This is a genomic window from Streptomyces sp. NPDC015532 (assembly GCF_043078065.1).
In the GTDB taxonomy this organism is placed as follows: domain Bacteria; phylum Actinomycetota; class Actinomycetes; order Streptomycetales; family Streptomycetaceae; genus Streptomyces.
In genome coordinates this window covers 1066188-1087750 of record NZ_JBIBSY010000001.1, presented here as the reverse complement: position 1 = coordinate 1087750, position 21563 = coordinate 1066188, and the positions used below count along the sequence as shown (strand labels likewise).

Annotated in this window: 22 protein-coding genes and 1 riboswitch; of the genes, 10 read left to right on the top strand and 12 right to left on the bottom strand. The window is 71.5% G+C overall.

Going from position 1 to position 21563, the window contains the following annotated elements:
- Window positions 1–21 precede the first annotated feature (21 nt).
- On the top strand, window positions 22–1545 hold the full coding sequence (locus ACF07B_RS04605; RefSeq protein WP_392177710.1) for a phytoene desaturase family protein: 1524 nt from the start codon (window positions 22–24) through the stop codon (window positions 1543–1545).
- Window positions 1546–1594: 49 nt separating this feature from the next.
- Here the strand turns inward: ACF07B_RS04605 and ACF07B_RS04600 are convergent, their stop codons facing one another.
- From ACF07B_RS04600 to ACF07B_RS04575, 6 genes are all read right to left on the bottom strand, one after another.
- Window positions 1595–2608 (bottom strand): hypothetical protein, encoded by a 1014-nt coding sequence (locus tag ACF07B_RS04600; protein WP_392177709.1) that lies wholly within the window; start codon window positions 2606–2608, stop codon window positions 1595–1597.
- A 56-nt stretch (window positions 2609–2664) separates the two neighbouring features.
- The gene (metF, locus tag ACF07B_RS04595; RefSeq protein WP_369483870.1) at window positions 2665–3588 is read right to left on the bottom strand and encodes a methylenetetrahydrofolate reductase [NAD(P)H]; all 924 of its coding nucleotides are present in this window, start codon (window positions 3586–3588) and stop codon (window positions 2665–2667) included.
- A 138-nt stretch (window positions 3589–3726) separates the two neighbouring features.
- On the bottom strand, window positions 3727–4386 hold the full coding sequence (gene thiE, locus ACF07B_RS04590; RefSeq protein ID WP_392177708.1) for a thiamine phosphate synthase: 660 nt from the start codon (window positions 4384–4386) through the stop codon (window positions 3727–3729).
- A 93-nt stretch (window positions 4387–4479) separates the two neighbouring features.
- Entirely contained in the window at window positions 4480–4851 is a 372-nt protein-coding gene (locus ACF07B_RS04585) for an Rv2175c family DNA-binding protein (protein ID WP_329299189.1), read from the bottom strand.
- Between the two features lie 64 nt (window positions 4852–4915).
- Window positions 4916–6154 (bottom strand): NAD(P)/FAD-dependent oxidoreductase, encoded by a 1239-nt coding sequence (locus ACF07B_RS04580; protein WP_392177707.1) that lies wholly within the window; start codon window positions 6152–6154, stop codon window positions 4916–4918.
- Between the two features lie 32 nt (window positions 6155–6186).
- Entirely contained in the window at window positions 6187–6564 is a 378-nt protein-coding gene (locus ACF07B_RS04575) for a hypothetical protein (RefSeq protein WP_392177706.1), read from the bottom strand.
- Window positions 6565–6616: 52 nt separating this feature from the next.
- Window positions 6617–6729, top strand: a riboswitch (TPP riboswitch).
- On the opposite strand from ACF07B_RS04575, the gene thiO reads away from it, so the two are divergent.
- From thiO to ACF07B_RS04545, 6 genes are all read left to right on the top strand, one after another.
- A complete protein-coding gene (gene thiO / locus ACF07B_RS04570; RefSeq protein WP_362401965.1) occupies window positions 6727–7893 on the top strand; it encodes a glycine oxidase ThiO in 1167 nt (388 codons plus the stop codon). (Overlaps the previous riboswitch by 3 nt.)
- The gene (thiS, locus tag ACF07B_RS04565) at window positions 7890–8090 is read left to right on the top strand and encodes a sulfur carrier protein ThiS (protein WP_369483866.1); all 201 of its coding nucleotides are present in this window, start codon (window positions 7890–7892) and stop codon (window positions 8088–8090) included. The genes thiO and thiS overlap by 4 nt, the downstream gene beginning before the upstream one ends.
- 3 nt (window positions 8091–8093) lie before the next feature.
- The gene (locus ACF07B_RS04560; RefSeq protein ID WP_369483865.1) at window positions 8094–8888 is read left to right on the top strand and encodes a thiazole synthase; all 795 of its coding nucleotides are present in this window, start codon (window positions 8094–8096) and stop codon (window positions 8886–8888) included.
- 291 nt (window positions 8889–9179) lie between these two features.
- Window positions 9180–11120: a Stk1 family PASTA domain-containing Ser/Thr kinase gene (gene pknB / locus ACF07B_RS04555; RefSeq protein WP_392177705.1), complete on the top strand. Its 1941-nt coding sequence runs from the start codon at window positions 9180–9182 to the stop codon at window positions 11118–11120.
- Between the two features lie 165 nt (window positions 11121–11285).
- Window positions 11286–12155, top strand: coding sequence for a deoxyribonuclease IV (locus tag ACF07B_RS04550; RefSeq protein ID WP_392177704.1), 870 nt, complete (start codon window positions 11286–11288; stop codon window positions 12153–12155).
- A 107-nt stretch (window positions 12156–12262) separates the two neighbouring features.
- On the top strand, window positions 12263–12784 hold the full coding sequence (locus ACF07B_RS04545; protein WP_392177964.1) for a DUF4396 domain-containing protein: 522 nt from the start codon (window positions 12263–12265) through the stop codon (window positions 12782–12784).
- Between the two features lie 52 nt (window positions 12785–12836).
- Here the strand turns inward: ACF07B_RS04545 and ACF07B_RS04540 are convergent, their stop codons facing one another.
- Window positions 12837–13469 carry a sulfite oxidase-like oxidoreductase gene (locus ACF07B_RS04540; protein WP_362401980.1) on the bottom strand — a complete coding sequence of 211 codons (633 nt, stop codon included), beginning with the start codon at window positions 13467–13469 and terminating at the stop codon, window positions 12837–12839.
- A gap of 154 nt (window positions 13470–13623) precedes the next feature.
- On the opposite strand from ACF07B_RS04540, the gene bfr reads away from it, so the two are divergent.
- Window positions 13624–14103, top strand: a complete 480-nt coding sequence (gene bfr, locus ACF07B_RS04535; RefSeq protein ID WP_351867538.1) for a bacterioferritin — start codon at window positions 13624–13626, stop codon at window positions 14101–14103.
- A 30-nt stretch (window positions 14104–14133) separates the two neighbouring features.
- On the opposite strand, the gene ACF07B_RS04530 is transcribed toward bfr, so the two are convergent.
- The 3 genes from ACF07B_RS04530 to ACF07B_RS04520 form a co-directional block, all read right to left on the bottom strand.
- On the bottom strand, window positions 14134–14421 hold the full coding sequence (locus ACF07B_RS04530; protein ID WP_392177963.1) for a bacterioferritin-associated ferredoxin: 288 nt from the start codon (window positions 14419–14421) through the stop codon (window positions 14134–14136).
- A 159-nt stretch (window positions 14422–14580) separates the two neighbouring features.
- A complete protein-coding gene (locus ACF07B_RS04525; RefSeq protein WP_392177703.1) occupies window positions 14581–15933 on the bottom strand; it encodes a class II 3-deoxy-7-phosphoheptulonate synthase in 1353 nt (450 codons plus the stop codon).
- A 136-nt stretch (window positions 15934–16069) separates the two neighbouring features.
- Complete coding sequence (locus ACF07B_RS04520) at window positions 16070–17287, bottom strand: glycoside hydrolase domain-containing protein (RefSeq protein WP_392177702.1); 1218 nt, start codon at window positions 17285–17287, stop codon at window positions 16070–16072.
- Between ACF07B_RS04520 and ACF07B_RS04515 the strand changes: the two genes are divergently transcribed.
- Complete coding sequence (locus ACF07B_RS04515; protein WP_392177701.1) at window positions 17286–17468, top strand: trp operon leader peptide; 183 nt, start codon at window positions 17286–17288, stop codon at window positions 17466–17468. The genes ACF07B_RS04520 and ACF07B_RS04515 overlap by 2 nt on opposite strands.
- A 110-nt stretch (window positions 17469–17578) precedes the next feature.
- A complete protein-coding gene (locus ACF07B_RS04510) occupies window positions 17579–19480 on the top strand; it encodes an anthranilate synthase family protein (protein WP_392177700.1) in 1902 nt (633 codons plus the stop codon).
- Here ACF07B_RS04510 and ACF07B_RS04505 read toward each other — a convergent pair.
- On the bottom strand, window positions 19432–20427 hold the full coding sequence (locus ACF07B_RS04505) for a 2-hydroxyacid dehydrogenase (RefSeq protein ID WP_369483858.1): 996 nt from the start codon (window positions 20425–20427) through the stop codon (window positions 19432–19434). The two genes, ACF07B_RS04510 and ACF07B_RS04505, sit on opposite strands and share 49 nt — an antisense overlap.
- 79 nt (window positions 20428–20506) lie before the next feature.
- Entirely contained in the window at window positions 20507–21535 is a 1029-nt protein-coding gene (locus ACF07B_RS04500; RefSeq protein ID WP_369483857.1) for a 6-phosphofructokinase, read from the bottom strand.
- Window positions 21536–21563: the final 28 nt, after the last annotated feature.

Below are 21563 nucleotides of genomic sequence, written 5' to 3'. Positions count from 1 at the left end.
GGGCCGGATAAAGTCGCCGCCATGGGACGGATTGCGGTGATCGGCGCCGGGATGGGCGCGATGGCGGCCGCCGCCCGGCTGGCCGTCGCGGGCCACCGGGTGGTGGTGTACGAGCGGACGGGGACGTACGGCGGTGCGGTGCGCCGCTTCGAGCGGGACGGCTTCGTCTTCGACACGGGCCCGGGCCTGCTGCCGGTACCCGCGGTCCATCGCGACCTGTTCGTCAAGACCGGGAAGCGGCCCCTGGAGGAGTGCGTCGAGCTGGTGCAGGTCGACCCGTCGGCCGCCCATGTCTTCGCCGACGGCACCCGGGTGTCCCTGCCGAACGCCTCGCGCGCGGGTGTGCTCGCCGCGCTGGACGAAGCGCTCGGCGACGGCGCGGGCGAGCGGTGGGGCGAGTTCCTGGTGCGGGCCCGGGAGGCCTGGGACCGCTCGCGCCGGCCGCTCCTGGAAGAGCCGCTGTGGCCGAACTGGACGGTGCTGGCCGAGCGCGAGCCCTACCCCTCGGTGCCGCACAGGAAGCTGCTGCGCACCCGCCGGGCCGGGACCCTCGCCGAGGTCGCCGCCTGGGAGCTGCGCGACCCGCGTCTGAGGGCCCTCCTGGAGAGCCACGCCCTGGTGTACGGGCTGGATCCGCGCGCGGCCCCGGCGAGCGCCGCCGTGCTGCCGTACATGGACCACGCCTTCGGCACCTGGTACGTGCGCGGTGGCATCCGGGAGCTGGCGCGCGCCGTGTACGAGCGGTGTCTGGAGCGCGGGGTCGAGTTCCGTTTCGGGACCCCCGTCGAGCGGATCGTCGAGAAGGACGGCCGGGTCGTCGGTGTGGAGCTCTCCCGGCACGGCTCCGCCGCCTCCGGATCCGGGGGAGACATGTTCGAGGGGGCCGACTTCGTGGTGGCGGGCGTGGCGCCGGGTGCCCTGGACGGTCTCGTCGACGGGGCGGCGCTCCGCGGCGGTGACGAGGTGCCGCCGCGGCCCGGCATGACCAGCAGACTGACGCTGCTGCTCGCGCTGCGCGGCGGACGGCCCGCCGGGACGGCGCACCGGACGGTGGTCCACTCGGCCGACCGCGACGGTGAGCTGGACCGGCTCTTCGGGGAGCGTCCGGGCGTCCCCGCGGCGCCGACCGTCGTGGTGGCACGTCCTGACGACCCGGCGCTCGTCCCGGACACGGGGCACGAGGCCGTCACGCTGACCGTCACGGTCCCGTCCGGCGCCCAGGTGTCCGGGGAGGATGTGGAGCGGGTTCTCGACGCCGCCGAGCGGGCCCTGCCCGGTCTGCGCGCCCGGCTCCTGTGGCACGAGGTCCGCACCCCGGCCGACATCGCGGAGGCGACCGGTGCGGAGGGCGGCGCGGTTCCGGCCCCGGCGCTCGCCGCGGCGGACGGCCGGCTGCTGCACCCGTCGAACACCACGCGGATACCGGGGCTCTTCGCTGCCGGAGGCTGGGCACACCCCGGCGGCGGTCTGCCGCACGCCGGCATGTCGGGGGCTCTGGTGGCCGGACTGATCGTGGAGGGGCCGGAGTTCCAGGGCTCGCAGTGAGCCTGCCGGCGGGCGGCGGTGCGGGAGGCCCTCGCCGCGGGCCTGCCGGTCAGTAGCGGTACTGCTCGTCGTACCCGGCGCTGCCGTTGCCCTGGTACGGGTACTGCTGCTGCTCAGGCGGGACTTCGCCGCCGTACTCGTCGGTGCGCTGCTGCGGCACCCAGACGCCCCCGGCCGGGGTCTCGCCACCGTACGTGCCGGTGGCGTACTGGTCCTGGGTGTAGTTCTGCTGCTGCGCGTACTGCTGCTGGTCGCCGCCGTTGTTGTAGGCGGTCTGGTCGTACGTGGCGCCCGTGTAGGTCTGCTGACCGGTGTACGGGTCCGTGTAGGTGGCGTACTGCTGCTGGCCGGTGCCGTAGCCGTACTGCTGTTGCTGCTGCTGGTCGTAGCCCGTGTAGCCGTCGTACGCGTAGGCCTGCTGGTTCTGGCCCGTGTCGTAGACCTGCTGGTTCTGGCCCGTCGCGTAGGCCTGCTGATCCTGGGACGGGGACGCGCCGGCGTAGGACTGGTCATTGGCGGCGGCGTAGGCGCCGGAGTCGTAGACACCGTAGGAGCCGGTGTCCTCGGGCAGCGGCTGCGGCTCGTACACCGAGGCCGGCTCGGCGGCAGCGGGCTCGGCCTGCTCCGGGGGCGCGAACCGGTCGGACGGGGCGGGCGTGAAGACGTCGTCCTCGTCGGCGAACTGGTCCTCGCGCCGGTAGGCGGCCACCTCGACCTCTTCGGGGCCGGAGTTCTCCTCCGCCGGGTCCGCCTCCTCCGGCTCGCCACGGCGGCGCTTGCTGAGCTTGCCGGGCTTGTCCTCCACGGCGGGGCCCTTGATGGCCCAGCCCTGCGCGAAGCCCTGGCGGAACGACAGCGTCACATAGGTCTGGCCGACCGTGAAGGCGGCCGCGCCGAGACCGATGACCACGACCGAGTGCATCAGTACGCCGAGGACCACACCGAGGAAGCCGACGAAGGCGAGCAGCCGGAAGCGCAGCCGCGCCTTGTACTGCAGCAGCACTTCGCCGAGCAGCCACAGCGCGACAATGCCGAATGCCAGATAGAGGACCGTCAAGCCCATGTACGCCCCTCTCCCAGTGGCCGCTACGCAGTGTGTCGTACGTGGGTGCGACCGGTCTAGGCCTGCTGCGGGTGATGCAGGCCCAGATTCTCGTAGATTTCCAGCGTCGCCGTGGAGTTGTTGAGCGTGATGAAGTGCAGCCCGGGGACTCCCTCGGTCAGCAGCCTCGCGCAGAACTCCGTCGCGAACTCGATCCCCATGGAGCGTACAGCCGCCGGATCGTCTTTGACTGTGAGGATCCGCTCTTTCAGGGCGTCCGGGAACGAAGCATTCGAGAGTTTGGGCAGACGTTCCAACATCTTCACACTTGTCACGGGCATGACTTCGGGGATGACCGGTGTCGCGCAACCCGCCGCGTCCACACGGTCACGCAGACGGAGGTAGGACTCGGGCTGGAAGAACATCTGCGTGATGGCGTAGTCGGCGCCGGCGCGGCACTTGTCGACGAAGTGGGAGACGTCCAGATCCCACTCCGTGGACCGGGGGTGCATCTCGGGGAAGGCCGCGACCCCGACGCAGAAGTCGCCGGATTCCTTGATGAGGCGCACCAGTTCGGCCGCGTAGGTCAGCCCCTTGGGGTGGGGCACCCAGTCGCCCATGGGGTCGCCGGGCGGGTCGCCGCGCACGGCGAGCATGTTGCGGATGCCCGCGTCCGCGTACTGCCCGATGATGTTGCGCAGTTCCGCGATGGAGTGATTGACCGCGGTGAGGTGCGCGACCGGGGTGAGGGTCGTGTCGAGGACGATCTGCTCGGTCTCCTTGACCGTGCCGGCCCGCGTGGAGCCGCCGGCCCCGTAGGTCACGGAGACGAAGTCGGGAGCCACGGCCTCGACCCGCCGCAGGGCGTTCCACAGGTTCCGCTCGCCCTTCGGAGTCTTCGGCGCCGAGAACTCGAAGGAATAGGTCTGTTTGCCGGTCGCGAGCATGTCGCGCACGGTGCGTGCGTGATCAGTCCTGGTGGAAGCAGATCCAAGGGCCATACTCGCAGGTTAGCCAGAGGGCGTCGGTCACCCAACCGAACCGCTGACTTTTGTCCGATCTGTCGATTTCTTGTCCACCCCTCGGACAGGGGCCTCGCCGGGACTCCCCGGGACCCTCCCCGCGGACGGCCGACGGGTCTACGCCGTGCGCAGCCGCTTCGCGAATTCCGCCGCCGCCCCGCCCGGGTCGTCCGCCTCGGTGATCGCCCGTACGACGACGACGCGGCGGGCGCCCGCTTCGAGCACCTCGTCCAGCCGGCCGAGGTCGATGCCGCCGATCGCGAACCAGGGGCGGTCCGTGCCGAGGGCCGCCGTGCCGCGGACCAGGTCGAGGCCGGGGGCGTGGCGGCCGGGCTTCGTGGGGGTGGGCCAGCAGGGGCCGGTGCAGAAGTAGTCCACGCCCTCCTGGACGGCGGCGGCGCCGGCCTCGGAGGCGGAGTGCGTGGAACGGCCGATGAGCACCTCGTCGCCGAGGATCGCGCGGGCCGCGGGAACCGGGAGGTCTCCCTGGCCCAGGTGCAGGACGTCGGCTCGGGCGGCGTGGGCCACGTCCGCACGGTCGTTGACCGCGAGAAGTCTGCCGTGCCGGGCGCAGGCGTCCGCGAAGACCTGGAGGTGCTCCAGCTCCTCCCCCGCCTCCATGCCCTTGTCGCGCAGCTGCACGATGTCGACGCCGCCCGCCAGGACCGCGTCGAGGAACTCGGCGAGGTCGCCCTGACGCCTGCGGGCGTCGGTGCACAGGTAGACGCGGGCGTCGGCGAGGCGGCTCCGCACGGTCGGGCCGGCGTTCTCGGGCATGTGTGGTTCCCCCCGTTTGTTCGGTGCGCGGGGAGCGCGGCGGCCGGGATGCTCCCGGCGTCGCGCTCCCCGTGCCGGACGGTCGCGTTCAGGTCAGACGGCGAGCGCCTGGGCGCGGCGCTTCACCTCCGTGCCGCGATTCTCGCTCAGAGCCTGCGCGGGGGTGCCGGGCAGGCTCGGGTCGGGGGTGAAGAGCCATTCGAGGGCCTCTTCGTCGGAGAAGCCGTCGTCCCTCAGGAGCGTCAGGGTGCCGGCCAGGCCCTTGACGACCTTCTGTTCGTCCACGTCGATGAAATCGGCGGGGACGTGCAGCGCACGGTTCTCACCACGGCGTACGGCGATCAGCTGGCCGTCCTTGACCAGCTGCCGGACGCGCGTCACCTCGACGCCGAACTGTTCGGCGATGTCGGGGAGGGTGAGCCAGGCGGGGACGAGAGCATCGATCTTTGCGTCAATCTCGGTCACGGGACAAGCGTGCCATCCCGCACCGACAGTCGGAAGCCGAGGGCGTCCGACCTGGGGTGACGGATCAGGTCGCGGCGGCCTTCAGCGGCCTCGACGCGTCCGCGAGCAGCTCCGGATCCATGGTGGCGCCCGCCTCGATCAGCTTGCGGCCCTGGGCGAGGTCCCTCGGGCGGCCCACCGCCAGGAGGGCGACGAGCCGTGTCTCGCGCAGCCAGCACACCGACCAGGAGGCGCCCGAGGGGGCGCCGCGCCAGACCAGGGTGTCGGCGGACGTGTGGTGGCCGGCGTACTGCACGAAACGGCCGAACTGCTCGGACCAGAAGTACGGCACGGGGTCGTAGGCGGCGGGCGTCTCGCCGACGATGTTCAGGGCGACCGTGCGCGGGCCCTGGAGGGCGTTGTCCCAGTGGTGGACGAGGAGGCGTTCCTCGTAGCGTCCGGACGGGAAGGAGGCGCAGTCGCCGACCGCGTAGACGTCCGGCAGGGAGGTGCGCAGGTGGTCGTCGGCGACGATCTCGCGGTGGGCGCCGAGTTCGATGCCGGAGCCGGCGATCCAGGCCGTGGCGGGCCGTGCGCCGATCCCGACCACGACGGCGTCCGCGGGCACCCGGGAGCCGTCGTCCAGGACGACCGCGCCGGGCTCGACGCGCTCCACGCGCGCGCGGGTCCGCAGCGAGGCCCCGCTGTCCGCGTACCAGGCGGCCATCGGCGCGGCCACCTCGGCCGGCAGCGCCTCGGCGAGCGGCCGGTCGGCGGCCTCGACGACCGTGACCGCGCAGCCGGCCTCACGCGCGGCCGTGGCGAACTCGGCGCCGATCCAGCCCGCTCCGACCACCACGATGTCGTGCTGCCGGGCGAGAACCGGGCGCAGCCGGTCGGCGTCGTCCAGGGTGCGCAGCAGATGCACGCCGGGCACGCCTTCGGCGCCGGGGAGCCGGATCGGTTCGGCGCCGGTGGCGACGACCAGGACGTCGTACGGGACGGGCCCCGCGTCCGTGTCCAGTTCGTGGTCGCCGGGGCGCACGCCGAGCGCCTCGCTGCCCAGTCTGAGGTCGATGTCCAGGGCCTCGAAGTCGACGTCGAAGGCGGAGCCCTCGGCCTTGCCGAGCAGGACGGCCTTGGACAGCGGCGGCCGGTCGTACGGCTGATGCGGCTCCGCGCCGATCAGCGTGACGGTGCCGGTGAAGCCCTGTTCGCGCAGGGCGACCGCGGTCTGCACCCCGGCCATGCCCGCGCCCGCCACGACGACCCGTCGTGCCGCGGGCCTCTGCGACGGTGCCTGTGCCTGCGTCTGATCGCTCACCTGATCACCATAGACACCTGACCATTCGTCAGTCAGTGGACGGGCTCGGTGACCTGGTCCACACGACAGGTCCCGCGCGGTTCCTCCACCACGCTCGTCCCGGTGCCCGGCCGGGACTCCCACGTCCAGGTCTCCTCCAGCCGCAGGCGCCCGTCGGGCAGTTCCACGACGAGGGACACGCAGTGGCCGGACGCGGTGGTCCCGTCGCGTCCGAGCTGTACGTACCGGAAGTCGAGGCGGTCGCCCTCGCGGGTGCCGACGAGGTGTCCGCGGACGACGTCGCCGCCCGTGTAGTCGGCCCACACCACGCCGTCCTCCTCGTGGTAGGTGAACCGGGTGCGGGTACCCACCTGGCCCGGCGCCTGGTCGGCGACGGGGGCGAGCAAGAGGCCGTCGAGCGGTCGCGCCATGGGCGGAGGCTCCCTTACTGAGACGGTCGGGGGCGGGCTAGGGTGGCCAACGTAAAGCACTCGCGGGAGCCCGGACGCACCGGGCTGAGAGGGAGGCTGGACGGCCTCCGACCGTACGAACCTGATCCGGGTCATGCCGGCGAAGGGAGGGGCTGGACGCCCATGCCGTCTGCACGTTCGTCGGACGTCCTCGTCGTCGGGGGCGGAATCATCGGTCTGGTGACGGCCTGGCGGGCCGCGCGGCGCGGGTTCACGACCGCCCTCGTGGACCCCGAGCCGGGCGGCGGGGCCGCGCAGGTCGCGGCCGGGATGCTGGCCGCCGTGACCGAGCTGCACTTCGGCGAGGAGACCCTGCTGGGCCTCAACCTCGCCTCGGCGCGCCGCTATCCGGACTTCGCCGCCGAGCTCACCGAGGCCACCGGCCAGGACCTCGGCTACCGGCGGAGCGGCACGCTGGCCGTCGCGCTGGACGCCGACGACCGTGCCCATCTGCGCGAACTGCACGCGCTGCAGGTCCGGTCGGGGCTGGAGTCGGAGTGGCTGAGCGGCCGTGAGTGCCGCAGGCTGGAGCCCATGCTCGCGCCCGGCGTGCGCGGGGGTCTGCGGGTGGACGGCGACCACCAGATCGACCCGCGGCGCCTCGCGGCAGCCCTGGTCACGGCGTGCGAGCGGGCCGGGGTGGTCATGCACCGGACCTGGGCGGAGCGTCTGAGCGTCGTACGGGAGCGGGCCGCCGGGGTCCTCACCGCGGACGGCACCGGACTCGGCGCGGGTCAGGTGGTGCTCGCCGGGGGCAGCCTCAGCGGGCGCCTGGCGGGCGTCCCCGACGACGTCGTACCGCCGGTGCGCCCGGTCAAGGGGCAGGTGCTGCGGCTGACCGTGCCGGGGCGGTACGCGCCCTTCCTCCATCGCACCGTGCGGGCCGTGGTGCGCGGCAGCCACGTCTACCTGGTGCCGCGCGAGAACGGCGAGCTCGTGGTGGGCGCGACCAGCGAGGAGCTGGGCTGGGACACCACGGTGACGGCGGGCGGCGTGTACGAACTGCTGCGCGACGCCCACGAGCTGGTCCCCGGGATCACCGAGCTGCCGCTCACCGAGACCCGCGCGGGGCTGCGCCCCTGCTCGCCCGACAACGCGCCGCTGCTCGGTCCGAGCGCGCTGGACGGGCTGCTGCTGGCCACCGGACACCACCGCAACGGTGTGCTCCTGACGCCGGTGACCGGTGACGTGCTGGCCCACGCCCTTGCCACCGGTGAACTCCCCGCCGAAGCCCGCCCGTTCACCCCCCTGCGCTTCGGCGCCACGGCCCGCACGGAGCTGCACGTATGAACATCGTCGTCAACGGGGAGCGGCGGCGGATCGCCGAGGGAACCGCTCTCGACACGCTCGTCGCGACCCTCACGCCGTCGTCGTCCGGGGTGGCCGCGGCCCTCAACGAAACCGTCGTCCCGCGCGCGCAGTGGCCGTCCACCTCGCTCGCCGAGGGCGACCGCGTCGAAGTCCTCACCGCCGTCCAAGGAGGCTGACCCATGGCAGACGACCCCTTCGTCCTCGGCGGTACGACCTACGCGTCCCGGCTGATCATGGGGACGGGCGGCGCGCCCAGCCTCGACGTGCTGGAGCGTTCCCTGGTGGCGTCCGGCACGGAGCTGACGACGGTCGCGATGCGGCGCGTGGACGCCTCGGTGCACGGCTCGGTCCTGTCGGTGCTCGGCCGGCTGAACATCCGTGTCCTGCCGAACACGGCGGGCTGCTACACCGCGGGCGAGGCCGTGCTGACCGCCCGTCTGGCGCGCGAGGCGCTGGGGACCGATCTGGTCAAGCTGGAGGTCATCGCCGACGAGCGGACTCTGCTGCCCGATCCGATCGAGCTGCTCGACGCGGCGGAGACGCTGGTCGACGACGGCTTCACCGTGCTGCCTTACACGAACGACGACCCGGTGCTGGCGCGGAAGCTGGAGGACGTCGGCTGTGCGGCGATCATGCCGCTCGGCTCGCCCATCGGGTCCGGGCTCGGGATCCGCAACCCGCACAACTTCGAGCTGATCGTCGAGCACGCGCGCGTGCCGGTGATCCTGGACGCGGGAGCGGGCACGGCGTCGGACGCCGCGCTCGCGATGGAGCTGGGGTGCGCGGGGGTGATGCTGGCCTCGGCGGTGACCCGGGCCCAGGAGCCGGTCCTGATGGCGGAGGCCATGCGGCACGCGGTGGAGGCGGGGCGTCTGGCGCGGCGGGCCGGGCGCATCCCCCGGCGGCACTTCGCCACGGCGTCCTCTCCGGTGGAGGGCAGGGCGGCACTGGACCCCGAGCGCCCGGCGTTCTGACCGAGGCCCCCGCGCCGCCGGATGCGCTCGTCGGATGCGCGGCGGCTCGCGCGCCGGTTCCTGCCTCGGTCTCGGTGTCGGATTCGGCGTCGGATTCCTCGGCGGTTTTTGGCCGGTCCGGCGTGCGGGTTGTCGCGTTGTGGCCTTGCGGTGACAGACAGGGCCTGATCGGACATCTGCCCTACGAACAGATATTCGGGCGGGCGGTGTGCGTCACAGCTCGGCTGCAGTCGAGCCCCTGTATCGGCCGAACGGGACCTCGTGACAGTGGCGGCTCGTAGACTCACCTGCGTGGATACGACCCTTCAGGACCCGCTTGTCGGACACGTGCTCGACGGCCGCTATCGCGTCGACGCACGGATCGCGGTCGGCGGGATGGCCACGGTCTACAGGGCCTTGGACACCCGTCTGGACCGCGTGCTCGCGCTCAAGGTGATGCACCCGACGCTGGCCGCGGACGTCTCGTTCGTCGAGCGCTTCATCCGCGAGGCCAAGTCGGTGGCACGGCTGGCGCACCCCAATGTGGTGCAGGTCTTCGACCAGGGGGCGGACGGGTCGTACGTCTATCTGGCCATGGAGTACATCGCCGGGTGCACCCTGCGCGACGTGCTGCGCGAGCGCGGCGCGCTCCAGCCCCGGGCCGCGCTGGACATCCTGGAGCCGGTGCTCGCCGCCCTCGGCGCGGCCCACCGCGCCGGGTTCGTGCACCGCGACATGAAGCCGGAGAACGTCCTGATAGGGGACGACGGCCGGGTCAAGGTCGCGGACTTCGGTCTCGTCCGCGCCGTGGACACGGTGACCAGTACGACGGGCGCCGTCCTCGGCACCGTGTCGTACCTCGCCCCCGAGCAGATCGAGCACGGCACCTCCGACACCCGGGTCGACGTCTACGCCTGCGGGGTCGTCCTCTACGAAATGCTCACCGGCGCCAAGCCGCACACCGCCGACTCCGCCGCTCAGGTGCTCTACCAGCACCTCCACGAGGACGTGCCGCCTCCGTCGGCCGCCGTGCCGGGCATGGCGTACCCGCTAGACGAGCTGGTCACCGCGGCCACGGCCCGCAATCCCGAGGTCCGCCCGGCCGACGCGGTGACCCTGCTCGGCCAGGTCCTCGAAGCCCGGGCCGGTCTCACCGCCGAGCAGCTCGACGCCGTGCCGCCGGGCGCGCTGTCCGTGGGCCACGACAACGCCGACGACCGTACGAGCGTGATCCCGCGCTCGCTGTCCGTCCCCCGCCTGCTGCCCGTGAACGAGGACGACAACGCCCTCGACCGGACCAGCCGGTTCGAGCAGAGCAGCCCCTTCACCACCGCGCCGGTCGGGCCGCCGCAGGTTCCGGGGACGCGGCCGCGGCGCGGGATGATGCTGGTCGTCGCCGCGATCGTGCTGGTGCTCGGCCTCGGCGCGGGTGTCTGGTACATCAACTCGGGCCAGTTCACCAAGGTCCCGCCCGTCCTGGCGAAGACGGAGCAGCAGGCCAGGACCCAGCTCCAGGGCGCCGGACTGGACGTCAAGCAGGTCAAGCACGCCTACAGCGACACCGTGAAGCGCGGCACGGTCATCAGCACCGACCCCGGCGTCGGCGAGCGGATCCGCGACAACGACTCCGTGACCCTGACCGTCTCCGACGGCCCCCGGACGGTCCAGGTGCCGGACCTCAAGGGTCTCGCCCTGTTCAAGGCGAGAGAGGTGCTCAAGGGCGACGGGCTCGCCCCGGGCATGGTCACGCGCGCCTTCAGCGAGGACGTGACCAAGGGCTTCGTGATCGGCACGGATCCGGCACCGGGCACGGAACGGCACTCGGGCTCGGCGATCGCGATCGTCGTGAGCAAGGGCGCCCCGGTGGAGCTGCCCGACGTGACCGGCTCGTCCGTCGAGGACGCCACCGCGCAGCTGGAGGGCGCGGGCCTGAAGGTGAAGATCGCCGCGGAGCGGGTCAACTCGGAGTTCGACAAGGGCCAGGTCGCCCAGCAGACACCGCGCGCGGGCCGTGAGGCCGCCACGGGGGACACGGTGACGCTGACCCTCTCCAAGGGCCCCGAGATGGTGGAGGTCCCGGACGTCGTCGGCGACAGCGTGGACGACGCGACGGAGACGCTGAAGAACGCCGGATTCGAGGTCGACAAGGACCGCGGGCTGCTCGGGCTCTTCGGCGACACGGTCAAGAAGCAGTCGGTGGACGGCGGCGACACGGCACCCAAGGGCGCGACGATCACGATCCAGATCCGCTGAGCCGAACCGCCGCCGGGGAACCCCGGCGGCGCACGGCCTCCGCCCGGGCAGCCGCTCGGAGGCCGCTCCTCCGCGAAGTCCGCGAAGTCCGCGAACCGGTCCGCTCACTGGTACCCCACGGGTCCGCCCGCGGGGTACCCGCGGGCGCGTGACACCCTGACGGGTGTGACCAGCAAGCAGCTCCGCAACCCCGTCGGCGGCCACGTGCCCGTGGCCGGCGGCCTCAACTCCGTCGGCCTGGCCTACGCCCGTGACCTCGCGGCCGAGGCCGTCCAGGTCTTCGTCGCCAACCCGCGCGGCTGGGCGACGCCCACCGGGAACCCGAAGCAGGACGAGGACTTCCGCGCCGCGTGCGCCGCGGGGTCGATCCCCGCGTACGTCCACGCCCCGTACCTGATCAACTTCGGTTCGCACACCGAGGCGACGGTCGAGAGGTCGGTGGAGTCGCTGCGGCACTCGCTGCGGCGCGGACGGGAGATCGGCGCCCTGGGGGTGGTCGTGCACACCGGGAGCGCCACCGGCGGCCGGGAACGGTCCGTCGCGCTGAAGCAGGTGCGCGACCGTCTGCTGCCGCTGCTGGACGAGCTGACCCATGACGACGACCCGTTCCTGCTGCTGGAGTCGACGGCCGGGCAGGGCGCCTCGCTGTGCTCGCGCACCTGGGACTTCGGCCCCTACTTCGAGGCCCTGGACGCGCACCCCAAGCTGGGTGTCTGTCTCGACACCTGCCACATCTTCGCGGCGGGCCACGATCTGACCGGGCCGAGCGGTATGCACCAGACCCTCGATCTGCTGGTCGACACCGTCGGTGAGGGGCGCCTGAAGCTGATCCACGCCAACGACTCCAAGGATGTGGTCGGCGCGCACAAGGACCGCCACGAGAACATCGGCTCCGGCCACATAGGCGAGGACCCGTTCCGCGCCCTGATGACCCATCCCGCCACGGAGGGCGTCCCGCTGATCATCGAGACCCCCGGCGGGAAGGAAGGGCACGCGGCCGACGTGGAGCGGCTGAAAAAGCTCCGCGACGGATAGTCCGCCCGCCGGTCCCACGACGCGTCCCGCCATCGCGCGGGAATACCCCAGGGGGGTATACGGTTGCTTCTGTGCGAAGGAGCCGTGACACGACATTGGGGGATCTCATGCAGCACGAGGGACACACGGACAGGCCCGCACACACGGACACGCACGAAGACCCGCACCACGCCCACCGCCACGCGCCGGCCGCGGCCACCTGGTCCATGGCCGCCCTGGCCACCCTCCACTGCCTCACCGGCTGCGCCATCGGCGAGGTGCTGGGCATGGTCGTGGGCACGGCGTTCGGGTGGGGAAACCTGCCGACGACGGTCCTGGCGATCGCGCTGGCCTTCTTCTTCGGCTACGCGCTCACCCTGCGCGGAGTGCTGAGGGCGGGTGTCGGTTTCCGCACCGCCGTCCGGGTGGCGCTGGCCGCCGACACGCTGTCCATCGCGGTGATGGAGCTGATCGACAACGGCGTCATCGTGCTGTGGCCGGACGCGATGGACGCGCAGCTGGGCGACCTGCTGTTCTGGGGGTCGCTGCTGATCTCGCTCGTGGCGGCCTTCGTGGTGACGACGCCGGTCAACAAGTGGACGATCGGCCGGGGCAAAGGGCACGCCGTGGTGCACCGGTACCACCACTGACCCGCCGGGACACCGGCACCGGGGACGCGCGCCGGCACTCGGGCCCAGGGGCTCAGAGCTCGGGGCCGTCCCCGGGTTCCTCCTGGTAGGAGTAACGCTGCTCGCGCCAGGGGTCACCGACGTTGTGGTAGCCCCGCTCCTCCCAGAAGCCGCGGCGGTCGGCGGTCATGTACTCGACGCCGCGCACCCACTTGGGCCCCTTCCACGCGTACAGATGCGGGACGACCAGGCGCAGCGGGAAACCGTGCTCCGCCGTCAGCAGCTCGCCGTCCTTGTGGGTGGCGAAGATGGTGCGCTCGGAGGCGAAGTCCGCGAGACGGAGGTTCGAGCTGAACCCGTACTCGGCCCAGACCATCACATGGGTGACGGCGGGCGCGGGCGGGGCTATCTCCAGGATCGTACGGGCGGGGACACCCCCCCATTCGGCCCCCAGCATGCTGAACTTCGTGACGCAGTGCAGATCGGCCACGACGGAGGCGTACGGGAGGGCGGTGAACTCGTCGTGGGTCCAGCACTGCTTCCCGCCGTCGGCGGTGGCTCCGAAGACCCTGAATTCCCAGCGCTCGGGGCGGAACTTGGGGACGGGACCGTAGTGCGTGACCGGCCAGCCGCGCTGAAGTCGCTGTCCTGGCGGAAGCTCCGACTGTGCCGTTTCTCCAGATTCGCGCTCCACCGGCTGACCCATGACTCCATCCTGACAGACCCGGAACGGTGCCCATGACCAGCGCGGGCGAGATCCGGGCAACTCGGAGTAAGCATGCACTTACTGGACGCTCCCGGACACCGGTGCAAGGATGCGGCGCAATCTGCCCAGTACCCGCTTGGAAGGAGCCTCTGCGATGCAGGGCGACCCCGAGGTCATCGAATTCCTCAACGAGCAGCTGACCGGTGAGCTGACCGCGATCAACCAGTACTTCCTGCACGCGAAGATGCAGGAGAACTTCGGCTGGACCAAGCTCGCGAAGTACACACGGCACGAGTCGTTCGACGAGATGAAGCACGCGGAGGTACTCACCGACCGCATTCTCTTCCTGGACGGACTGCCGAACTACCAGCGGCTCTTCCATGTCCGGGTGGGGCAGACCGTCACCGAGATGTTCCAGGCCGACCGGCAGGTGGAGGTCGAGGCGATCGACCGCCTCAAGCGCGGGATCGAGGTGATGCGCGCGAAGGGCGACATCACGTCCGCGAACATCTTCGAGTCGATCCTCGAGGACGAGGAACACCACATCGACTACCTGGACACGCAGCTGGAGCTGGTCGAGAAGCTCGGCGAGGCGCTCTACCTCGCGCAGCTCATCGAGCAGCCGGAGAGCTAGGCGCGGCCTCAGGGCCGGGCGGCTTCAGGGCTAGGCGGCCTCGCGCTCCGCGGTCCCGTACTCGGCGGCCTCACGCCGATCGGCCGCGGCCTCCGCGAGGACCTCGGAGAGCACGGGCATCCCCCGTTCGGCCAGCTCACGGCGGGGACACGAGCCCCGGCCCAGCAGCGCCTGGATCCGGCGAACGCACGAACCGCAGTCCGTGCCCGCCTTGGAGGCCGAGGCTATCTGCCGAGGAGTGCACGCGCCGTCCGCCGCGTGCTTCTTCACCTGCTGTTCGGTGATCCCGAAGCAACTGCAGACGTACACCCGGTTCACCTCCCGCCGGAATCGTTGGGTCACGCCGTCCCGATGATCGGTGAGGCTAACCTAACCTTACCCGTCACATAGGAACCACAAAAGTGGTGTGGGGCGCGGATCGTATGTGATCCGCGCCCCACCACAGTGCCCGTAACAGGCGTGACGCCTGTTGATCTCCTACTGGTCGCGGTACATCTCGGCGACGAGGAAGGCCAGGTCAAGCGACTGGCTGCGGTTCAGACGGGGATCACAGGCCGTCTCGTAGCGCTGGTGCAGATCGTCGACGAAGATCTCGTCGCCGCCGCCCACGCACTCGGTGACGTCGTCACCGGTGAGCTCGACATGGATGCCGCCCGGGTGGGTCCCGAGACCCTTGTGGACCTCGAAGAAGCCCTTGACCTCGTCGAGCACGTCGTCGAAGCGGCGGGTCTTGTGGCCCGAGGCCGCCTCGAAGGTGTTGCCGTGCATCGGGTCGGTCACCCAGGCCACGGTCGCGCCGGAGGCGGTGACCTTCTCGACCAGCTCGGGCAGCTTGTCGCGGACCTTGTCCGCGCCCATCCGCACGATGAAGGTGAGACGGCCCGGCTCACGGTCCGGGTCGAGACGCTCGATGTACTGGAGCGCCTCCTCGGCCGTCGTCGTCGGACCCAGCTTGATCCCGATCGGGTTGCGGATCTTCGACGCGAACTCGATGTGCGCGCCGTCGAGCTGACGGGTGCGCTCACCGATCCACACCATGTGGCCCGAGACGTCGTACAGGTGGCCCGTACGCGAGTCGACGCGGGTCAGCGCCGACTCGTAGTCGAGGAGCAGCGCCTCGTGGGAGGCGTAGAACTCGACGGTCTTGAACTCCTCCGGGTCGGTGCCGCAGGCCCGCATGAAGTTCATCGCGTTGTCGATCTCACGCGCGAGCTGCTCGTAGCGCTGGCCGGACGGGGACGACTTCACGAAGTCCTGGTTCCAGGCGTGCACCTGGCGCAGGTCGGCGTAACCGCCGGTGGCGAAGGCGCGCACCAGGTTGAGCGTGGAGGCGGACGCGTTGTACATCCGCTTCAGGCGCTCGGGGTCCGGGATACGGGACTTCTCGTCGAAGTCGAAGCCGTTGACCGAGTCGCCCCGGTAGGTCGGCAGGGTCACGCCGTCGCGGGTCTCGGTGCCCTTGGAACGGGGCTTGGAGTACTGGCCGGCGATCCGGCCGACCTTCACCACCGGCACCGAGGCGGCGTACGTGAGGACGGCGCCCATCTGGAGCAGCGTCTTGAGCTTGTTGCGGATGTGGTCGGCCGACACGGCGTCGAAGGCCTCGGCGCAGTCGCCGCCCTGGAGAAGGAACGCCTCTCCCTTGGCGACGGACGCCATCCGGGCGCGCAGCTGGTCGCACTCGCCCGCGAAGACGAGCGGCGGATACGACTCGAGGTCCGCGATCACATCGCGCAGAGCCTCGGCATCGGGGTACTCGGGCTGCTGCGCCGCGGGCAGGTTTCGCCAGGTGTTGCCAGCGCTCGCGCTGGGCTTAGCGTTCACGGTCACCCGGACAACATTACGGGGTCGTGTCGGGCGTCCCATCCACATGCCCATCAAGTGAGACGAACCGCGCTCGATCGGTGACCCCCCGGGCGGCCGTGCGGCGGTCGCGGCGCCCGCCCGGGGAGGAGACGGCCGGTGCCTAGTCCACGTCGAGCCGGTCACGGTCGATGGAGATCCGCACACCGCCGTGGGTCTCGGTCGTGTCGCCCACGTACTGGTGGACGCGCTGGTGCTTGTTCCACAGGGTCGAGGGGATCGAGGAGTCCGAGGTGCTCGACACCCGGTTCCAGCGGGCGAAGTGGATGACGTCGGGCAGGGTGACGCGGCTCTTGTTGGCGATCAGGTCGGACACCAGGGACGAGGTGTTGCCGTACGCGCCGGAGCGGTAGCCGAGTGCGTGCAGGCGCACGGTGTAGGCCTGGACGTAGGCGAGCACCTGCTCGGTGACCTTGCCTCCGGGTTCGTAGTGCTCCAGGTCGTCGTAGATCACGGACCCCTTGCCGAAGCCCAGCGCGGCCGCCTGCTTGACGGCGTCGTCGGCGGCCGCGGTGCCCTGCGCCACCGGGCTGGTGATCGCCGAGCAGCCGCCCCCGCAGCTGCCGCCGTCGGAGGAGGGCTGCCGGCCGACGTACAGCGGGAAGAACCGCCAGCCGCGCGTGTACTGCGTCCGCACCCAGTCGGCGGTCAGGTGCTGCTGGGCGCAGGCGCGGTTGAGACCGCCGATGTAGACACCGATGGCGCCGTACGGGGAGTCGTCGCGCCAGGCGTCCATCGCCGACTGGCTCGGGGCGGTGCAGGCGTCGAAGCCCTCGCCGCGGAAGGAGGTCGCGTCCTTCGGCAGCGGGGCCACCGCGCGCTCCTGCCCGGCCTCCTCGCGCCGTGCGGTGGCGACGGGCAGTCCGGCGCTGCGCAGGACGTCCTGGATGCGCGCGCGGTCGTATCCGTAGGCCGCGGTGATGGCGATGCGGTCGGCGGTGGCCCGGTAGGTGCGGGCCGTCGGGTTCTCGGTGACGGCCTTGGGGGCCACGGGAGCGGGCTGGACCAGCAGCGCCTCGGTACGGCCGCTGGCCCTGGCCGGGCAGTTCTGGTCGCTGCCCGGACTGCCCAGGTAGACGGCGTGCCGGTCGAAGCGGACACAGGTGTCGGGATGTTTCTTCAGGTCCACGATCTGCCAGGAGTCGGGAACGGTGAAGATGTATCCGCGGTAGGCGACCTGGGTCAGGTCCTCGGCGTCGCCCGTGCGCGGGGCGGAGCTCGCGGGGACGAGCGGAACGGCGGCGAGGGCGGCTGCCGCGAGGAGCACGGTCAGGGCGCGGACGCGCTTTCGGCGGGGCTGGGACGAACGGACTGCGTGCATGGTTCTCGTTTCTCGGTGCGTTCGGTCTGTCTGGCCATCCATGGCCGGTGACCGGACACTCGGAACGCCCCGCGGGACCCTTTCACGCTGTTGCCGCCCCTCACCGTCGGGTAAGGTGCGGCGCATGTTCGCGCATTCGAACCAGAACTGGTGGTGGACCGCTCATCCGGCGGCCCACTGACTGCGCGTAGACACGACTTCGCGAAGGCCGCCCGAGGGGCGGCCTTCGGTGTTTGCGGACCCGGGCCGTTCCTCTCCGAGATGCACGATTTCGAGAGAAGGACCGCACCGATGAATCTGCTCGACCTGCTGGACGACCCCCGTCCCTTCGCCCTGCTGCGCCGCCGCACTCCCGGCCGCGACCACGACGTGGTCGAGTTGCTGCTGGGGCCGGTGCGCGAGGTGGAGCGCCTCGCCGACATCCCCGACGAGGCGCTCGCGCTGATCCCGTTCCGGCAGATCAGGGAGCGCGGCTTCGACGTCCGCGACGACGGCACCCCGCTCGCGGTGCTCACCCCCGAGGAACGCCACGAACTGCCGCTCGCGCGGGCGCTGGCCGAGCTCCCGGCCCATGACGTGCGGGTCGAGGGCGGCGGCTTCGACGTCGGTGACGAGGCGTACTCCGAGATCGTCGGGCGGGTGCTGCGCGAGGAGATCGGGCGCGGCGAGGGCGCCAACTTCGTGATCCGGCGGACGTACGAGGGGCGGATCCCGGGGTTCGGACGGGCCGACGCGCTGGCGCTGTTCCGCCGGCTCCTGGTCGGCGAGCGGGGCGCGTACTGGACGTTCGTCGTGCACACCGGGGAGCGGACGCTGGTCGGGGCGAGCCCGGAGGTGCATGTGCGGATGTCCGCCGGGACGGTCGTGATGAACCCGATCAGCGGGACGTACCGCTACCCGGCCGGGGGGCCGACGCCCGAGGACCTGCTCGCGTTCCTCGCCGACGGCAAGGAGATCGAGGAGCTCTCGATGGTCGTCGACGAGGAGCTCAAGATGATGTGCACGGTCGGGGACATGGGCGGGGTGGTGATCGGGCCGCGGCTCAAGGAGATGGCCCATCTCGCGCACACCGAGTACGAGTTGCGGGGCCGCTCCTCCCTGGACGTGCGGGACGTGCTGCGGGAGACCATGTTCGCGGCGACCGTCACCGGCTCGCCCGTGCAGAACGCCTGCCGGGTCATCGAACGTCACGAGGTCGGCGGGCGCGGCTACTACGCGGGGGCGCTGGCGCTGGTCGGGCGGCAGCGGGAGGCCGGGCCGGACGGCGGGCCCGGGGCGCAGACCCTCGACTCCCCGATCCTCATCCGCACGGCCGACATCGACGCGGACGGCCGGCTGCGGGTGCCGGTCGGCGCCACCCTCGTACGGGGATCGGATCCGGCGGGCGAGGTCGCCGAGACGCACGCCAAGGCGGCGGGTGTGCTGGCGGCGCTGGGGGTGCGGCCCGGCGGGCCGCGTCCGGAGAGGGCCCGGCCGAACCTGGGCGACGATCCGCGGGTGCGGGCGTCGCTGGACGGGCGGCGGGCCTTCCTGGCGCCGTTCTGGCTGCGGATGCAGGAGCGGTCCCGGGACCTCACGGGGCACGCCCTGGTCGTGGACGCCGAGGACACCTTCACCGCGATGCTCGCGCACGTCCTGCGCTCGTCCGGGCTCGATGTGACGGTACGGCGGTACGACGAACCGGGGCTGCGCGAGGCGGTCCTCGCGCACGAGGGCCCGGTGGTCCTCGGCCCGGGTCCCGGTGACCCCTGCGACGCGGCGGACCCCAAGATGCGCTTCCTGCGCGGTCTGACCGCCGAGGTGCTGCGTGAGCACCGGCACGGGGTCCTCGGTGTCTGCCTCGGCCACGAGCTGATCGCGGCCGAGCTGGGGCTGGAGATCGTCCGCAAGGACGTGCCCTACCAGGGCGCGCAGACCCGTATCGACCTCTTCGGGCGGCCCGAGACCGTCGGCTTCTACAACAGCTTCGTGGCGCACTGCGACGACGAGACGCTGGCGGAGCTGTCGGCGCACGGCGTCGACGTCAGCCGGGCCGCGAACGGCGAGGTGCACGCGCTGCGCGGTCCCGGCTTCGCGGGCGTGCAGTTCCACCCGGAGTCGGTGCTGACGCTCGACGGCGCGTCTGTCGTACGGGAGCTGACGGGTCAGCTGCGCGGCACGAGCACGTTCTCCGAGCGGCGGCCCTCGGTGTAGTCGAAGACGTTCCGGGCGGTGGCGTCGACGATCTGGCCGACCGCGTCACGGGTGTAGTAGGCCTGGTGCGAGGTGACCAGGACGTTCGGGAAGGTGACCAGGCGGGCCAGGGTGTCGTCCTCGACGGTTTCGAGGGACTTGTCGAGGAAGAACAGTCCGGCCTCCGCCTCGTACACGTCGAGGCCGACGCCCGTGAAGCGGCCCTCGCGCAACTGGGCGACGAGGGCCTGGCTGTCGATCAGGCCGCCCCGGCTGGAGTTCACCAGGATCGCGTCGTCCTTCATGAGGCGCAGGGCGTCGGCGTCGATGAGGTGCTGGGTCGCCGGCATCAGCGGGACGTGCAGGCTGACGAGGTCGGACTCGGCGAGCAGGCGCTCCTTGGAGACGTACGTCATGCCGAGCGCGACGCACGCGGGGTTCTCGGCGATGTCCCAGCCGAGCAGGTTCATGCCGAAACCGTGGGCGATCCGGGCGAAGGCCTCGCCGATCTTCCCGGTACCGACGACTCCCGCGGTGCGGCCGTGCAGGTCACGGCCCATCAGCCCTTCGAGACGGAAGTCGAAGTCGCGGGTGCGGTTGGACGCGCGCACGATACGCCGGTTGACGGCCAGGCCGAGGGTCCAGGCGAACTCGGCGACCGAGTAGGGCGAGTAGGACGAGACCCGGGCGACCGTCATCCCGAGGCGCTCGGCGACGTCGAGGTCGATGTTGTTGAACCCGGTGGAGCGCTGGGCGACGAACTGTGTGCCGCCGGCCGCCAGGGTCTGCAGAACGCGGTGCCCCAGGGCGCAGTTGACGCTGGTGGACACGGCCTCGTAGCCGGTGGCGATGGGGGCGGTGTCCTCGCTGAGGAAGACGTCGAGGCAGCGGACCTCGTGGCGTCCCTCGAAGGCCTTCTCGATCAGGGGCTTCTCGTCGGACTGGACGCCGAACGCCAGAATCTCCACCGGTCTCTCCCGTGCTGGGGTACGGGCCGAATATACGGCCCGTACCCCGTCACCGCTCAGGCACGAGCGGGGCGCCGCCTCAGCCGAAGAACACCCCGACCTCCTCGTACAGGCCGGGGTCGACCGTCTTCAGCCTGGCGGTGGCCTCCGCGATCGGGACCCGGACGATGTCGGTGCCGCGCAGTGCCACCATCTTGCCGAAGTCGCCGTCGCGGACCGCCTCGATGGCGTGCAGCCCGAAGCGGGTGGCGAGCCAGCGGTCGAAGGCGCTGGGCGTCCCGCCGCGCTGGACATGCCCGAGGACCGTGGTGCGGGCCTCCTTGCCGGTACGACGCTCGATCTCCTTGGACAGCCACTCGCCGACACCGGAGAGCCGGACGTGCCCGAAGGAGTCCAGGCTGCCGTCCTTGAGGACCATGTCGCCGTCCTTGGGCATGGCGCCCTCGGCGACGACGACGATCGGCGCGTACGAGGCCTTGAAGCGCGAGGTCACCCAGGCGCAGACCTGGTCCACGTCGAAGCGCTGCTCGGGGATGAGGATGACGTTCGCGCCGCCGGCCAGACCCGAGTGGAGGGCGATCCAGCCCGCGTGGCGGCCCATCACCTCGCAGACGAGGACGCGCATGTGCGATTCGGCGGTGGTGTGCAGGCGGTCGATGGCCTCGGTCGCGATGTTGACCGCCGTGTCGAAGCCGAAGGTGTAGTCGGTGGCGGAGAGGTCGTTGTCGATGGTCTTCGGTACGCCGACGACGTTGATGCCGTACTCGTCGCCGAGCCGCGCGGCGACACCCAGGGTGTCCTCGCCGCCGATCGCGATGAGCGCCTCGACCTCCTGCTTGACGAGGTTCTCCTTGATCCGGCGGATGCCGTTCTCCTGCTTGAGGGGGTTGGTGCGCGAGGATCCGAGGATGGTTCCGCCGCGCGGCAGGATCCCGCGCACGGCGGGGATGTCGAGACGCACGGTGTCGCCTTCGAGCGGCCCCCGCCACCCGTCCCGGTAGCCGACGAAGTCGTAGCCGTACTCCTGCACGCCCTTGCGGACGATGCCCCGGATGACGGCGTTGAGCCCGGGGCAGTCGCCGCCTCCGGTCAGTACTCCGACCCGCATGGAAAGTCCCTTCGCCACGGTTGGCTGT